Source organism: Novosphingobium sp. MBES04 (assembly GCF_000813185.1).
In the GTDB taxonomy this organism is placed as follows: domain Bacteria; phylum Pseudomonadota; class Alphaproteobacteria; order Sphingomonadales; family Sphingomonadaceae; genus Novosphingobium; species Novosphingobium decolorationis.
Genome location: NZ_DF850489.1, coordinates 1,745,167 through 1,759,504, shown reverse-complemented (window position 1 = coordinate 1,759,504; position 14,338 = coordinate 1,745,167). Strand labels below are relative to the sequence as shown.

At 65.9% G+C, this 14,338-nt stretch carries 16 protein-coding genes and 1 pseudogene; 11 read left to right on the top strand and 6 right to left on the bottom strand.

The features are described from left to right. Window positions 1-21: 21 nt before the first annotated feature. The 5 genes from MBENS4_RS21685 (at window position 22) to MBENS4_RS25980 (ending at window position 2,103) form a co-directional block, all read left to right on the top strand. Window positions 22-471 (top strand): DNA polymerase III subunit chi, encoded by a 450-nt coding sequence (locus tag MBENS4_RS21685; protein WP_039394698.1) that lies wholly within the window; start codon window positions 22-24, stop codon window positions 469-471. A gap of 83 nt (window positions 472-554) precedes the next feature. Then, on the top strand, window positions 555-737 hold the full coding sequence (locus MBENS4_RS21680) for a hypothetical protein (RefSeq protein WP_039394695.1): 183 nt from the start codon (window positions 555-557) through the stop codon (window positions 735-737). Window positions 738-859: 122 nt separating this feature from the next. Next, complete coding sequence (locus MBENS4_RS24420; protein WP_052322603.1) at window positions 860-1,201, top strand: hypothetical protein; 342 nt, start codon at window positions 860-862, stop codon at window positions 1,199-1,201. Window positions 1,202-1,298: 97 nt separating this feature from the next. After that, entirely contained in the window at window positions 1,299-1,721 is a 423-nt protein-coding gene (gene ndk / locus MBENS4_RS21670) for a nucleoside-diphosphate kinase (RefSeq protein WP_039394692.1), read from the top strand. Between the two features lie 208 nt (window positions 1,722-1,929). Next, complete coding sequence (locus tag MBENS4_RS25980; RefSeq protein ID WP_206778147.1) at window positions 1,930-2,103, top strand: hypothetical protein; 174 nt, start codon at window positions 1,930-1,932, stop codon at window positions 2,101-2,103. A 46-nt stretch (window positions 2,104-2,149) separates the two neighbouring features. On the opposite strand, the gene purN is transcribed toward MBENS4_RS25980, so the two are convergent. Beyond that, window positions 2,150-3,139 (bottom strand): phosphoribosylglycinamide formyltransferase, encoded by a 990-nt coding sequence (gene purN, locus MBENS4_RS21665; RefSeq protein WP_255352689.1) that lies wholly within the window; start codon window positions 3,137-3,139, stop codon window positions 2,150-2,152. After that, window positions 3,132-4,235 (bottom strand): phosphoribosylformylglycinamidine cyclo-ligase, encoded by a 1,104-nt coding sequence (gene purM / locus MBENS4_RS21660; protein WP_039394689.1) that lies wholly within the window; start codon window positions 4,233-4,235, stop codon window positions 3,132-3,134. Before purM ends, purN begins: the two co-directional genes overlap by 8 nt. A gap of 69 nt (window positions 4,236-4,304) precedes the next feature. Here purM and MBENS4_RS27690 point away from each other — a divergent pair. The 4 genes and pseudogenes from MBENS4_RS27690 (at window position 4,305) to MBENS4_RS21640 (ending at window position 7,475) form a co-directional block, all read left to right on the top strand. Continuing rightward, a pseudogene (locus MBENS4_RS27690) lies at window positions 4,305-5,600 on the top strand (heavy-metal-associated domain-containing protein). Window positions 5,601-5,609: 9 nt separating this feature from the next. Beyond that, window positions 5,610-6,296: an ATPase gene (locus MBENS4_RS21650; protein ID WP_039394686.1), complete on the top strand. Its 687-nt coding sequence runs from the start codon at window positions 5,610-5,612 to the stop codon at window positions 6,294-6,296. A gap of 73 nt (window positions 6,297-6,369) precedes the next feature. Further along, on the top strand, window positions 6,370-7,098 hold the full coding sequence (epsC, locus tag MBENS4_RS21645; protein ID WP_039394683.1) for a serine O-acetyltransferase EpsC: 729 nt from the start codon (window positions 6,370-6,372) through the stop codon (window positions 7,096-7,098). 8 nt (window positions 7,099-7,106) lie between these two features. Next, window positions 7,107-7,475 carry a DUF2794 domain-containing protein gene (locus MBENS4_RS21640; RefSeq protein WP_242405043.1) on the top strand — a complete coding sequence of 123 codons (369 nt, stop codon included), beginning with the start codon at window positions 7,107-7,109 and terminating at the stop codon, window positions 7,473-7,475. Here the strand turns inward: MBENS4_RS21640 and MBENS4_RS21635 are convergent. Beyond that, window positions 7,472-8,374 carry an SDR family NAD(P)-dependent oxidoreductase gene (locus MBENS4_RS21635; protein WP_039395836.1) on the bottom strand — a complete coding sequence of 301 codons (903 nt, stop codon included), beginning with the start codon at window positions 8,372-8,374 and terminating at the stop codon, window positions 7,472-7,474. The genes MBENS4_RS21640 and MBENS4_RS21635 overlap by 4 nt on opposite strands. Window positions 8,375-8,541: 167 nt before the next feature. Between MBENS4_RS21635 and purS the strand changes: the two genes are divergently transcribed. Continuing rightward, a complete protein-coding gene (gene purS, locus MBENS4_RS21630) occupies window positions 8,542-8,778 on the top strand; it encodes a phosphoribosylformylglycinamidine synthase subunit PurS (protein ID WP_039394680.1) in 237 nt (78 codons plus the stop codon). After that, a complete protein-coding gene (purQ, locus tag MBENS4_RS21625; protein ID WP_039394678.1) occupies window positions 8,778-9,455 on the top strand; it encodes a phosphoribosylformylglycinamidine synthase subunit PurQ in 678 nt (225 codons plus the stop codon). Before purS ends, purQ begins: the two co-directional genes overlap by 1 nt. 85 nt (window positions 9,456-9,540) lie before the next feature. On the opposite strand, the gene MBENS4_RS21620 is transcribed toward purQ, so the two are convergent. The 3 genes from MBENS4_RS21620 to MBENS4_RS25975 form a co-directional block, all read right to left on the bottom strand. Next, the gene (locus MBENS4_RS21620) at window positions 9,541-11,913 is read right to left on the bottom strand and encodes a putative bifunctional diguanylate cyclase/phosphodiesterase (protein WP_039394674.1); all 2,373 of its coding nucleotides are present in this window, start codon (window positions 11,911-11,913) and stop codon (window positions 9,541-9,543) included. A gap of 92 nt (window positions 11,914-12,005) precedes the next feature. After that, on the bottom strand, window positions 12,006-13,829 hold the full coding sequence (glmS, locus tag MBENS4_RS21615; protein WP_039394671.1) for a glutamine--fructose-6-phosphate transaminase (isomerizing): 1,824 nt from the start codon (window positions 13,827-13,829) through the stop codon (window positions 12,006-12,008). 90 nt (window positions 13,830-13,919) lie between these two features. Next, on the bottom strand, window positions 13,920-14,338 hold a 419-nt coding region (locus MBENS4_RS25975), incomplete at its 5' end, for a hypothetical protein (protein ID WP_159108117.1).

Sequence of the window (14,338 nt, the reverse complement as noted above, 5' to 3'; positions counted from 1 at the left end):
GAAGGGCGAAGGGCACGGCCGATGCGCGTGATGTTCTACCAGCTCAGCCGTGACCCCGCCCACGCCGTGGTCCCGCTTCTGGCGAAGAAGTCGCTGGAGGCGGGGGCGCGCGTTCTCGTCGTCTCGGGGGAGGAACGCCAGCGCGCGGAAATCTCGCGCGGCCTGTGGACGCTCTCCCCGCAAAGCTTCCTCGCCAACGGAGAGGCGAGTGATCCGCACGCCGAGCGCCAGCCCATTCTCCTGTCGGGCGAGGTTGCCCCTGCCAACGGCGCACGCTTCCTGTTCCTGGCCGACGGGCACTGGCGCGAAGGCGAAGGGGAGGCTCCTTTCGAGCGTGTCTTCTATCTGTTCGACAATGACACGCTTCAGGAGGCCCGGCAGGTCTGGAAGGACCTGCGGGGCCGCGACGGCGTGACGAAGGAATACTGGGCACAGGAAGACGGACGCTGGGCGAAGAAGGCGTCCGAATAGGCTGGCCGGGCGCGCGCCTGTCTTGACGCAGGCGCACGTGTCCGCTCTGTTGCCCCCAACTGGATGGGCAGGGGGCAATCGCCATGATCAGGAAAGCATCGACCCGTTTCTCGCTGGGCGTCGTGGGCGGTCTCGTCGTCGGCGTGATCTTCGACAATATCGCGCTGGGCCTTCTTCTCGGGCTGATGCTCGGTGCGGGCGGTGCAAAGCTTGGCAAGGCGGGGGAAGGCGACGCCGATCAGGATAGCGGCACGCCCGCCGATTGACATTGGCGCAGCCGGTGCCCACAGGCTGCCCTGCGCTTGGCTGGCCTTCGGGTCCAACTCCCCGCGCGGCGAACATGCCAGCGCGGCGGATATCCCGGCGCGGCGACAAGGGCCTGAATTTCATGACTTCCCAGGAACAGCTTACCCTCTTTACCCGCGCGGTCGAGGCGCTTGGCGGCGTGCGTGCCGTGGCGCAGATCCTGGGGTGCTCGGAACGCAGCGTGGGCCGTCTGCTCACCGGAGAGATGGCGCTGCACGAAGGCTGGTTGCGCGGGGTATCCAGCGCGCTGCTGGAACATGCGGTGCTGTGCCGCAAGCTGGAGCGCAGCCTCTCGCCCGATTTTCCCTCCAATCTCCTCTCCGGGCAGGCGCGGGCAGCGGGATCCGGGCGGCGCGAGGACGGTGGCTGGACGCCGACTGAGCTCTGCGATCGCAGCTGTGCTGCCCAAGTAGACCGCTCGTGAATAGGGCGCGTGCGTGAACCTGTTCTTGCGAAGCGCCGCGAAGCGGGCTAGTGGCGCGCGCAACAGTTCCCCCGTTCACTTTTCAAGGACAGATCCCATGGCGGTTACCCGCACGTTCTCGATCATCAAGCCCGACGCTACCCGCCGCAACCTCACCGGCGCGATCACCAAGATGCTCGAAGATGCCGGCCTGCGCGTCGTTGCTTCGAAGCGCATCCAGATGACCAAGGAACAGGCCGAGGGCTTCTACGCGGTCCACGCTGAGCGTCCGTTCTTCAACGACCTCGTCTCGTTCATGATCTCGGGTCCCGTGGTCGTGCAAGTTCTCGAGGGCGAAGACGCCGTCAAGGCCAACCGCGACGTGATGGGCGCCACGAACCCGGCCGACGCTGCCGAAGGCACCATCCGCAAGACCTTCGCCGAATCGATCGAAGCCAACTCGGCCCACGGTTCGGACTCGGACGAGAACGCGGCGATCGAGATCGCCTACTTCTTCAAGCCCGAAGAAATCGTCGGCTGATTGGTCAGGGACGCAGGTTTTCAGCCAGCGTTCCGACCCGTCTGATGACGGCTGCAAAGGGGGCTGCCCGCAAGGGTGGCCCCTTTTTCGTGGGCGTGGGTCGCGCGGGCGGGTGAACAAGTTTTCACTTCGCGTCGTGCGCGCGGGCTGAGATGCAAAAGGGGGAGACAAGCAGGTGGCCTGTGAGTGCGGGCCGGATGGGGCATCGATGCACGTAAAGACGTTCGTGAGTGTAGGTTTGCTGTCGTTCCTGGCCTCGTTCGCCTTTTCGCACCTGGCGCAGGCTGACGCCAAGGGCGACGAAGAGGCCCGCCAGAGGGCGGCCGTACAAGAGCGGCAACTGGCCGCAAGGAGCCACCAGGACCACGCGATCCTGCCGTAAGTGGGCACGGGGCGACGCGTGCAGCGCTCCCCGCAAAACCCCGTGCCTAGAATTCCTCGGCGGCTTCCTGCAGGCGCGTCAGCCGCTTGGGAGCGGCGCTGCGCCAGCTGCGTTCGAGCCATTCGCGCACGCTGTCCCAGTCCACGCCCGGACGATTGAGGATGACCCCGACCCAGCCCGACGCGCCGTAATAGGCGGGCTTGAAATAGGCTTCGGGGTTGCGCTCTGTCAGTGTCTCGATCTCGTCCACGCCGCTGGTGCGCGCGAGGAGGGCGATGTGCGGAGTGCCGTGGTGTTGGTCGTTGAAGTGGGCGAAGTACTTGCCGCCCACGCGCCATCCCGGGCTGCCGTGCGATTCGCGTTCTTCCGCCTCGGGCAGCGTGAGCGCCAGTTCGCGGACCCGTTCGAGCAGCCAGGCAGGATCGCGCTCGCGGCTGACGAGCTTCGCCAGGCAGCGTGAATAGAGCTGGTGCTCGGCGATGAGGACGCGAGCGCCCAGTGTGTCGGGTGTGTCGCCGGGCACGATGGCCACCGGCGTCTGGCCCAGGATCGGACCGTCGTCGAGTTCGGCGGTGACGAGGTGGACGGTAACGCCGCCATGGCTGTCGCCCGCCTCGATCGCGCGTTCATGGGTGTGAAGGCCCGTGTACTTGGGCAGGAGCGAGGGGTGGATGTTGACCATCCGGTCCGCCCAGCCCGACACGAAGCCGGGTGTCAGGATACGCATGTAGCCCGCGAGCGCGACCCATTCGGCCCCGCTGTCGCGGATGGCCTTGTCCATGACGGCATCGTGCTCGGCGCGCTTCATGCCCTTGTGCGAATGGGCAAAGGTCGCCACGCCCTCGGCGGCGGCCAGGGCAAGTCCCTTGGCCTCCGGATCGTTCGAGGCGACCAGCACGATCTCGTAAGGGCAGTCCGCCGCGCGGCTGGCATAGAGAAGGGCGGCCATGTTGGTGCCGCTGCCCGATATGAGCACGGCGACCTTTGCCTTCTCGATGCCTGCCTGCGCGCCGGAAACGCCGGGGGTGTCAGCCAAGGTGTACGGCCTGCCAGGGCTCGCGCGCGGACCAGGCTTCGGCCGACCCTTGCACGGTGCAGCCCTTTTCGCCGGCCTCGATGGCGCCGATGACGTGGACGGTCTCGCCCGCGGCTTCGAGGTCGCTCTTGAGCGAGGCAGCCTCGTCGGCGCTGACGGCCAGGACCATGCCGATGCCGCAGTTGAAGGTGCGGGCCATCTCGGCGGGCTCGATGTTACCCTGGGCCTGGAGGAAGGCCATCAGGCGCGGCTGCGTCCAGGCGTCGGCATCGATGCGGGCATGAAGGCCCTTGGGCAGGACGCGCGGGATGTTTTCAAGGAGGCCACCGCCGGTGATGTGCGCCAGCGCGTGGATGCGGCCCGAACGGATGAACGGCAGCAGGCTCTTCACGTAGATGCGCGTGGGCGCGATCAGCGCGTCGATCAGCAGGGTTTCCTGGTCGAACAGGGCCGGGCGGTCGAGCTTCCAGCCCTTGTCTTCGGCGAGGCGGCGCACCAGCGAGTAGCCGTTCGAATGGACGCCCGAGGACGCCAGGCCGAGGAGGACGTCGCCTTCCTGGACCTTCTCGCCGGTCAGCTGTTCGCCGCGTTCCACGGCACCGACGCAGAAGCCGGCGAGGTCGTAGTCACCGGCCGCGTACATGCCCGGCATCTCGGCGGTTTCGCCGCCGATGAGCGCGCAACCCGAAATCTTGCAGCCCTCGGCAATGCCCGCGACGACGCGCTCGGCAACGCCGTTCTCGAGTTTTCCGGTGGCGAAGTAATCAAGGAAGAAGAGGGGCTCGGCGCCCTGGACGATAAGGTCGTTCACGCACATGGCGACAAGGTCGATGCCGATGTGGTCGTGGCGGTCATGGTCGATGGCCAGCTTGACCTTCGTACCCACGCCGTCGTTCGCGGCGACCAGCAGCGGGTCCTTGTACCCGGCTGCCTTGGGGTCGAAGAAGCCTCCGAAGCCGCCCAGGTCGGCATCGGCGCCCGGACGGGCGGTGGCACGCGCCATCGGTGCGATGGCTTTGACGAGCGCATTGCCGGCGGCGATCGACACACCGGCCTGCTCGTAGGAGTAGCTCTTCTGAGAGTTATCGTCGGACATTGCGGCCGCATAATGCTTTGTGACTTGGATTTCCATTCCCGTTTGGGCAAAAGGCCCACGGTTTTGAAAATGACACGATCGATTTCCTCCTTCTCACCGCGGCCCGACCGCACGGGCGCGGGCTTTATCTCGCGCAAAACGCTAGGTTATGTGCTGGCTGGCACGGCCGTGCTGGGCCTTGGCGGACTGGGCGTTTCCAGCCTTGTCGCGCAGGTCGAAGGCGATCGCGGTATCCCGCCTCTCGCCAACTCCGCGGATATCCAGGTCGATGGAATCACCGTGGACGTCACCGGCAAGACCGGCGCGGAAGCGCGCCTGAAGGGCTGGAAGGAAGCGCAAAATCTCGCCTGGAAGAAGCTGGGCGGCCCCGACATGCCCACCGAATCGATTGACGCGATGGTCTCTTCGGTCGTGATCGAGAAGGAGCAGGTCGGCCCGCACCGCTACATTGCGACGCTGGGCGTGATCTTCGACAAGGCGAAATCGAGCCAGTACGTCGGCGGTGCGGGCAGCGTCGCGCGTTCGGCGCCCTTGCTGGTGATTCCCGTGCTCTATTCGGGCGGCGTACAGCAGGTCTTCGAGGTGCGCGGCCCCTGGCAGCGCGCCTGGGCCGAGTTCCAGGCCGCCGCGACTCCGGTCGACTATGTCCGTCCTTCGGGCGCCGGCGGCGAATCGCTCATCCTGACGGCCGGGCAGCCTGGTCGGCGCAGTCGCCTGTGGTGGCGCACGATTCTGGGGCAGTTCGACGCCTCGGACGTACTGATGCCCATGGCGCGCCTGGAACGGCAGTGGCCGGGTGGCCCGGTCAAGGGCACCTTCACCGCGCGCTATGGCCCGGATAACACCTATCTTGCAGTTTCAGCCTTGAAGCGCCGTCCGAGCAGGCTCTGCCCGACATGATGGACCAGGCGGTCGAGCGTATGGACGGTCTCTACCGCGAGGCGCTGGCCCGCGGCGAGCTCAAGCCCGATTCGACCCTGACGGGCGGCAACGCGCCGCTGGAGCGTGCGTTCGCACAGCTTCGCGAGAAGCTTCTGCCCGGCGGTGCTGTCCCTGAAATGCCCGTCGCCGAGCCCGCCGTGCCGCAGGCCCCGACTCTCGTGACCGAGGAGCCTGCAGGAGCGCCGGTGGAAACGGTCAATGTCCAGTTCGTGACGCCCGATGCCGCCGCGGTCGATGCAGGCCTTGCCGCCGTGCGCGGTGTGCCCGGCGTCGAGGGCGCGGCCACGGTCAGCCTCGCGATCGGGGGGGACCTCGGTCATGCGGGTCTCGGTGCGGGGCGGTTCGGAACGCCTCGCCAGCGCCTTGCGGGCGCAGGGTTGGCAGGTGTCCGGTTCGGGCGCGACCATCCGGATTTCGCGGTAGGTCCACCATATGCCCAAGCAGATTGCCCTTCCGCTGTCCGCCTCGAGCGACAGCCCGCCGCGTATCGTGGTGGGCGAGGCCAACGCGGCCGCCATCGACGCGCTGACCGATCCGGGCCGCTGGCCCTTCCACACTGCGATTCTCTATGGCCCGCCACGTTCGGGCAAGTCGCTGCTGGGCAACTGGTTTGCCGATGGCGGGGGCGGCGTTGTGATCGACAACGCCGAGACGGTGGACGAGGATGTGCTGTTCCACGCCTGGAACCGCGCGCAGGAAACCGGCCAGGCGCTGCTCCTCATCACCAACCGCAAGCGTGCGCCCCAGAAGAAGGGGAAAGCCAAGGCTGCGGCCAAGCCCAAGGCGCCTGCAAGGTCCCGGGCAAAGAAGAACGACGGGCTGTGGCACGTCGGCCTGCCCGATCTCGCTTCGCGCCTGGGCGCGGCGCTCCAGCTGGAAATCGAGGAGCCGGACGACGAGATGCTCGCCGAGCTGATCGACGTTCACGCGCAGATGCGCCACCTCGTTCTCGACCCTTCGGCAAGTGCCTATCTTGTACCCAGGGCCGTGCGTAGCCATCTGGGTGCCGAACGTCTGGTCGCGGCCATCGACCGGCTCAGTCTCGAGCGTAAGCAACCGCCCACTCTGGCGATCTGGCGCGAGGCACTGGCCGAGTTCGGCAAGAGCGCCCAGACCTGATCCTGAGACCCGCGTGCAGGGGCTTTCGTGGCCGGAACTTGCATCGCACACCGATTGATGGGAGATTCGGGCCATGTTGGGAAAACTCGTCCGTTACCTCGATTCCGTAGTCGCGCGCGATCCTGCGCCGCGGTCGCGTTGGGAAGTCCTGCTCTATCCGGGCGTCTGGGCGTTGTTCTTCCACAAGATCTCGCACCGGCTTTTCAACGCGCGGCTCTTCTTCCTCGCGCGCGCGGTGAACCACTTTTCGCGCTTCATGACCGCAATCGACATCCATCCGGGTGCGACCATCGGCAAGAACTTCTTCATCGACCACGGCTTTACCGTGATCGGGGAGACCGCGCATATCGGCGACAACGTCACGATCTACCAGTGCGTGACGCTGGGCGGCTCGAACCCGACCAACGGTGTGGGGGGCAAGCGCCACCCGACCCTGGAAGACAATGTCATCGTCGGTTCGGGCGCGCAGATCATCGGGCCTGTTACCATCGGTAAGCGAGCGCGCATCGGTGCGAGCGCGGTGGTGACCGAGAGCGTGCCCGAAGGCGCGACCATGATCGGCGTCAAGGCCCGCTCCACACTGGTGACGGCCGAAACCTACTCCAAGAAGTTCATGCCTTATGGCACGCCCTGCCGCGAACCGTGCGAGCCGGCGCCCAACCAGCGCGTGGATGAACTGGAAGAGCAGATCGAGGCGCTGCGCAAGGAAGTGGCGATGATGACCCAGGCCCTGGGCGCGGCGCACGAAGCGCTCGAGCGTGCGGCCCAGACGCCCAGTGAACCGGCCTGCAAGGGAGTTTGAGCGCGCGCGTGTCGGGACCTGTTGGAAATTCGAACACTCCAGATGCCAGTATCGTCGCGTTCCCCGGGCGCAGGCCTCTCCAGATCGCGTTCGACCGCTGCGAACTGCAGAAGATCCTGAACCTCTATGGCCGCATGGTCGCGGCCGGGTTCTGGCGTGACTACGCGATGAACTTCGAGAAGGATGCGGCGCACTTCTCCGCGTTTCGCCGCGCGGCCGAACGGCCCCAGGCGCGGATCGAGAAGCGGCCTGCGCTGCGAGGCAAGCAGGGCATGTGGACGCTTTTTGGCGAATCGGGCCAGGTACTGAAGCGCGGGCACGAACTGTCCGGCGTCCTCAGCCCACTGGAACGCAAGCTGCTCAAGGTCGTCGACTAACCTTTACGGCTGAGGCGTGAGAGCGCGCGGTGCGATTGCTCCATGCCGTTTTCCAGCACCCGCAGGCCCCGGTGCGTGTCGATCTCGTCCCAGGCCGCGGTGATGGCTTCGGGCGTGCAGTCCTCGGGTGACAGCAGCACGCCTTCGTTCATGGTGACGTAGGCGCTCTGGAACACGCCGCCGCTCGCGCCGATGACCGCGTCGCTCGGGGCATCGCGCGAGACGAGGAAAAGGGCCGCCGGAACCACGGTCTCGGGGCTGAAGGCGTCATAAGCCTCATCCGGGAAGATATCGGCGGTCAGGCGGGTTCCGGCCGTGGGCGCAATCGAATTGACGCGGATGTCGTACTTGGCACCCTCAAGGCGCAAGGTGCGGGCAAGGCCCAGCACACCGGCCTTGGCCGCGCCGTAGTTGGCCTGGCCGAAATTGCCGCCGAGCCCAGTCGAGGAGGTTGTCATCAGCACCCGGCCATAGGCCTGCTCGCGCATGGTCGCCCAGACCGCCTTGGTGGCATAGGCGCTGCCCAGCAGGTTCACGCGCACCACCGCCTCGAAGTCGGCCATGTCCATCTTGTGGAAGGTGCGGTCGCGCAAGGTGCCCGCATTGTTGATGAGGATATGGATCGCGCCCCAGGCTGCCTGCGCGCGTGCAGCCATGGCTTCCATCTGGGCAAAGTCGGAGACATCGCCCGAATCGGCCAGCGCCTCGCCGCCCATCGCACGGATCTCCTCGACCACGCGAGCCGCACTGTCCGAGCCGCCGCGCCCATCGGGCGAGGAGCCGAGGTCGTTCACGAGCACCTTCGCGCCGCGCCGCGCCAGTTCCAGCGCGTAGGCGCGACCAAGGCCGGTTCCGGCGCCGGTGACGATGGCAACCTGGTCGGCAAAGGAAATGGGCATCGCGAAGGCCTCCACAAGGGACCCGCATGGCACGGGCCCGGTCCGGATGGCACCAACCGCGCGCGCATTCAACGATCAAAAGCGCGCAAGCGCCCTTGCCCCGGGGGGCAAGCGAGGCCATAGGCCCATTTTACCGAATCTGCCGCATTCAGCGAAAGGCCCCCGTGATGAAAGTCCGCGTCCACGTCAGCCTCAAGCCCGGTGTCCTCGATCCGCAGGGCCGCGCGATCCACCACTCGCTCGAAGGGCTCGGCTTCTCGGGCGTCAACGACGTGCGGGCCGGTCGCCTGATCGAGCTCGATGTCGAGGAGGGCGTCTCCGACGAAGCGCTCGACGACATGTGCAAGAAGCTCCTCGCCAACATGGTGATCGAGAACTACCGCATCGAGAAGGTGGCCGCCTGATGGCGTTCCGCTCGGCCGTCATCACGTTCCCGGGCTCCAACTGCGACCGCGACATGGCGGTGGCTCTGGAGAAGGTCTCGGGAGAAGCGTGCACCCGCGTGTGGCACGGGGATTCCGATCTGCCGGAAGGGCTCGATTTCATCGCGCTTCCCGGTGGCTTCTCTTACGGTGATTACCTGCGCTGCGGCGCGATCGCCTCGCGTTCACCGATCATGCAGGCGGTCATTGCGGCTGCCGACAAGGGCGTGCCGGTGCTGGGCGTGTGCAACGGCTTCCAGGTGCTGACCGAAAGCGGCCTCCTGCCCGGCGCACTGCTGCGCAACTCGGTGATCCGCTTCGTGTGCCGTGACGTTACGCTCAAGGTCGAGAACGCGACCTCGCTGTTCACCTCGGGCTACAGCGCAGGCCAGGAGATCTCGATCCCTGTCGCGCACCATGACGGCAACTACTTCGCCGACGATGCAACCCTCGACCGTCTTGAGGGCGAAGGCCAGGTGGCCTTCCGCTACGCCGAGGACATCAACGGCTCGGCCCGCGCGATTGCGGGTGTCCTGAACGCCAAGGGCAACGTCCTTGGCATGATGCCGCACCCCGAGCGCGCGATCGAGGATACCCACGGCGGCAGCGATGGCCGCGCGCTGTTCGAAAGCGCGATCAAGAGCCTCATCGGCGCCTGACCGCGACTTCCTGAACGACACGAAAAACCGCCCGGAAAGCTCTGCTTTCCGGGCGGTTTTTCGTTGTGGTCAGGGCCGCCCCTGGTCAGGCGACGCTCTGGCGTTCAAGGTAGTGGGGGTTCTGGAAGAGCGCGCGCGCATCCTCGGCGCTCATCGGGCGGCCGAAGAAGTAGCCCTGGATCTTGCGGCAGCCCAGCTCGCGGATCAGCTGCACTTCGTGCTCGGTCTCGGCACCTTCGGCGGTCGTCGACATGTCGAGGCTCTCGGCCATGGCAACCACGGCGCGGATGATGGCGATGCTCTCGGCGTTGCCGGTGGCCGCGCTCTGCACGAAGGAGCGGTCGACCTTGATCGTCGAGAAGCGCAGCTTGCGAAGGTATCCGAGCGAGGAATAGCCGGTCCCGAAGTCGTCAAGCGCGACCCCGCAGCCCAGCGCCATGATGCGTTCGAGGACGTGGTTTGCGGTCGTGCCGTCGCGCAGGAAGATGCTTTCGGTGACCTCGATCTCGAGCCGGTTCGGGGCGAGGCCGCTTTCGGCCAGCGCGTTGACCACGCTTGTCGCGAAGTTCGAATCGAGCAGCTGTTCGCCCGAGACATTGACGGCGACGCGTACGTTCTCGGGCCAGTTCACGGCCTGGCGACAGGCCTCGCGCAGCACCCATTCGCCGATGGGGACGATGAGGCAGGTGTCTTCGGCAAGCGGAATGAACTTGGCCGGGCTGACGAAACCGTGTTCGCGGCTGTGCCAGCGCACGAGGGCCTCGAAGCTCACGACGCTTTCGTCGGTGGCGTCGACGACGGGCTGGAAGTTCAGCACGAATTCGTTGCGTTCAAGCGCATGACGCAAGGCGGATTCGAGCTTGCGGCGTTCCTCGGCATGGGCGTGGAGCGCGGGTTCGTAGCGGTGGTGCACGTTGCCGCCCAGGTCCTTGGCGCGGTAAAGTGCAAGGTCGGCGTTGCGCATCAGCGTCTCGACATCCGCGCCGTCCTGGGGGCCACAGGCCGATCCGATCGAGGCACCGACGTAGAGGGTGTGGTTGTCGATCTCGTAGGGCTGGGCAAGCCGGTCGATCACGCGGCGCGCGAGGATGGAGACCCGGCCGGCATCGGACACATCGCGCATCACGATGGCGAATTCGTCACCGCCCAGGCGTCCGCACATCTCGCTCTCACCCATCTGCTCGCGGATGCGATCCGAGACCCGGGCCAGGAGCTGGTCGCCCACGAGATGCCCCAGCGTATCGTTGACCGCCTTGAAGCGATCGAGGTCGATCATCAGGAAGGCACAGCGTGTACGCCACGTGGACGAGTAGGTGAGGGCCTCGTCCAGCGCTTCGGTCAGCATCATCCGGTTGGGGAGGCCGGTGAGGGCGTCGTAGCGGGCGAGGTAGGCGATCTTGTCCGAACTTTCGCGCGCTTCGGTCTCGTCCGAGCCGACGCCGCGAAATCCGGTGAAGATTCCGTTCGAATCGAGCTTGGGCGTGCCGGACAGTTCCCACCAGCGCGGGCGGCCCTGGACGGTCACGCGGACAAGCAGGTTGGAGAAGCTTTCCCGGCGCTTGATCCGCTCGGCCAGTTCGCGAAGGCTGGGGTGAACCTCATCGTCCTGCCAGCTGGCACCTGCGATCAGTTCGACGAAGGGCATGCCCTCGATCTCGCTGGCCTCGCGGCCGAGCGCGAAGGCGAAGCGCGGCGAGACCGCCCGGACCCGGCGCTTGGTGTCGGTCTGCCACAGCCAGTCGGCCTCGTTCTCCTCGTATTCGCGCAGGAGCATCGAGACCACTTCGTCCTTCTCGGAGATGCCAGCCTCGGCCACCTTGGCATTGAGGTAGCGGGTCGCGCTCTCGATAGCGCCCCAGATCGTGATCGCGGCCATGGCAAGGCTGATGAGCGCCATCTCGAAGGAGCCGGTGATGAGAAAGAACACCGCCGAGGAGCCGCCGATCAGAACGCCGAAGAAGAGGGCCGCCATCGGCACGGCCGGCATGAGCAGGGCCGAAGCGGTGAGCATGACGGCGAGGATCGCCCATATCTGGAAGCGCAGGGAGAGGTCGCCAAGGCCTCCGAAAGTGGTCAGCGGCACGGTCCAGGCAAGCGCGTTGAGGCCCACGCCATGAAGCAGGCGGTTGATCTCACTGCGCGAAATGCCGCGCCGATCCGATCCGATGAGGCGCTTGAACATGGTGTAGCTATGCCACAGCGAGAATCCGGAGACGGCGAACCATCCTGCGAGGGGGAGGAGTGGGACCTTGCCGAAGCAGATCACAACGATGGCCAGCATTGCGGTGATCTGGGTGACGCGCCGGATCGTCGAGGCCTGCTGCAGCCCCTGGAACTGGAGGCCGCGCAGCCGCTCCCAGTCGCCCTCGTCGTCCTTGGGGTCGCTCAGACCAAGGATGGCGAGGGTGGGCAGACGGCTGGGAAGGGCGCGGGTCTGATGGGAATTTTTCTTCGTCACGAAGGTGTCCCTAGGGACAACCGGTTAGCAGGCGGTAAAAGATTGCAAACCATTGCCTTGGGCAGATTGTCCGAGGTGCTTGCGGGACCTGGTTATTCGACCGTGACGCTCTTGGCGAGGTTGCGGGGCTGGTCGACATCGGTGCCCTTTGCGCAGGCCACGTGGTAGGCGAGCAGCTGCACCGGCACCGCATAGACGATCGGCGCAATCAGGGGGTGAACGCGGGGCATCTCGATCGTGGCGATGCAGCCTTCGCCAGCCTCGGCAATGCCCTCGGCATCCGAGATCAGGACGACCTTGCCGCCGCGCGCGCGCACTTCCTGCATGTTGCTGACCGTCTTTTCGAAGAGCGGTCCGGACGGGGCAAGGACAATGACCGGAACGGCCTCGTCGATCAGCGCGATGGGGCCGTGCTTCATTTCACCCGATGCATAACCTTCGGCGTGAATGTAGCTGATTTCCTTCAATTTCAGGGCGCCTTCGAGCGCCAGGGGAAAATCCGGACCACGGCCGAGGTAGAGGACATCGCGGGCAGGGGCGATGAGATGCGCCATCTGCGCGATCTCGTCGTCGTGGTCGAGCGCGGCGTTGAGGCGGGCAGGCGCTTCCACGAGGTGGGTGACGACCTGCGCTTCCTCGTCCCTGTCCATGCGTCCGCGCAGGACCGCGAGACGTGCAGCCAGCGCGGCGAGGACGGAGAGCTGGCAGGTGAAGGCCTTGGTCGAGGCCACGCCGATCTCGGGCCCGGCATAGGTCGGCAGGAGCAGGTCCGCCTCGCGCGCCATGGTGCTGGTGGGCACGTTGACGACGACTGCGATGGTCTGCCCTTCGGCCTTGCAATGGCGTAGCGCGGCCAGCGTGTCGGCCGTCTCGCCCGATTGCGAGATGAACAGCGAAAGGCCGCCGGGTTCGAGCACCGGGTCGCGGTAGCGGAATTCGGAGGCGACATCGATGTCGACGGGAATGCGCGCGAAGGTCTCGATCCAGTACTTGGCGACCATGCCTGCGTAGTAGCTCGTGCCGCAGGCGACGATGGTGATGCGGTTGATGCCGCCGAGGTCAAAGTCCATCTGCGGCAGGGTGACCGACTGGGAGACCTGGCGGATGTAGCTCGACAGTGTCTGGGCGACGACGGTGGGCTGCTCGAAGATTTCCTTTTGCATGAAGTGGCGGTAGTTGCCCTTCTCGATCGCCACGGCCGAGGCGCCCGAGGTGACCACCGCGCGCTCGACAGGATGGTTCTGTGCATCGAAGATCTGCGCGCCGTCGCGGGTGATGACGACCCAGTCGCCTTCTTCGAGGTAGGTGATGCGCTGGGTCAGCGGAGCAAGGGCGAGCGCGTCGGAGCCGAGGTAGGTTTCGCCCTCGCCGTATCCCACGACAAGCGGAGAGCCGAGCCGCGCACCGATCAGCATGTCGGGATGTTCGCGAAAGGCGATGGCCAGCGCGAAGGCACCGCGCAGCTGGGGCAGGGCCGCCTTGACCGCGTCCTGCGGCGAGAGGCCGGCCTCGACCTGTTCGGATACCAGATGGGCGACGACTTCGGTGTCGGTCTGGCTTTCGAACGTGCGTCCGCGCGATTCGAGTGATTCGCGCAAAGGACGGAAGTTCTCGATGATCCCGTTGTGGACCAGTGCCAGCGTATCGGTTGCGTGGGGGTGGGCGTTGGCCGCGGTGGGGGCGCCATGAGTGGCCCAGCGGGTGTGGGCGATGCCGATGAGGCCCGGGGCCGGATTACCGGCGAGTTCGTGCACGAGGTTGGCCAGCTTGCCTTCCGCGCGGCGCCTTACCAGCTGGCCAGCGTCCACCGTGCAGATCCCGGCGCTGTCATAGCCGCGGTATTCCATCCGGCGCAGGCCATCGACCAGACGGTCCGCCACCTCTTCCTTGCCGACGATGCCGATAATTCCACACATTGCGCGCCTGTCACCTCTTTGCCGGTCGTTGCCGGGGATCCGATCTGCCCAGCGTTAAAGCGCGTGGCCGCAGGCTTCCAGTCCAAAGATTCAGGTGTCGTCGGGCCAGCGTCGATTGGTATGCACCCGCAGGCGCTCGGTATGGTTTTCTCGGACACGAATTTTACGCAAGCGAATGGCTTCCTCGCGGCGACGTTCCGCGCTGCGCGCAAGCCTGCAGAGCAGGGCAAGGATGAGAAAGGCAGATCCGGCCAGCATGATGGCGTCGAAGACGCTGGCGAGTTCCTGGCTAGTGCACATCTTCAGCTTGGCTTGTGCATAGGAGGTGGACGCACTCGAACACGGCTCGCCGTATAGCCACGGGAGCGCGGCTCCAAGTGTCAGGCTTGCGCCAAAGCCCGACCAGGATGCTAGTCCGAGAATGTGGCCAAGGCCTTGTCTCCAAAACATCGGACGCAGATGATTGGAAAATCTTAAATTGAAATTAAGAACTTGAAATGGATACATTT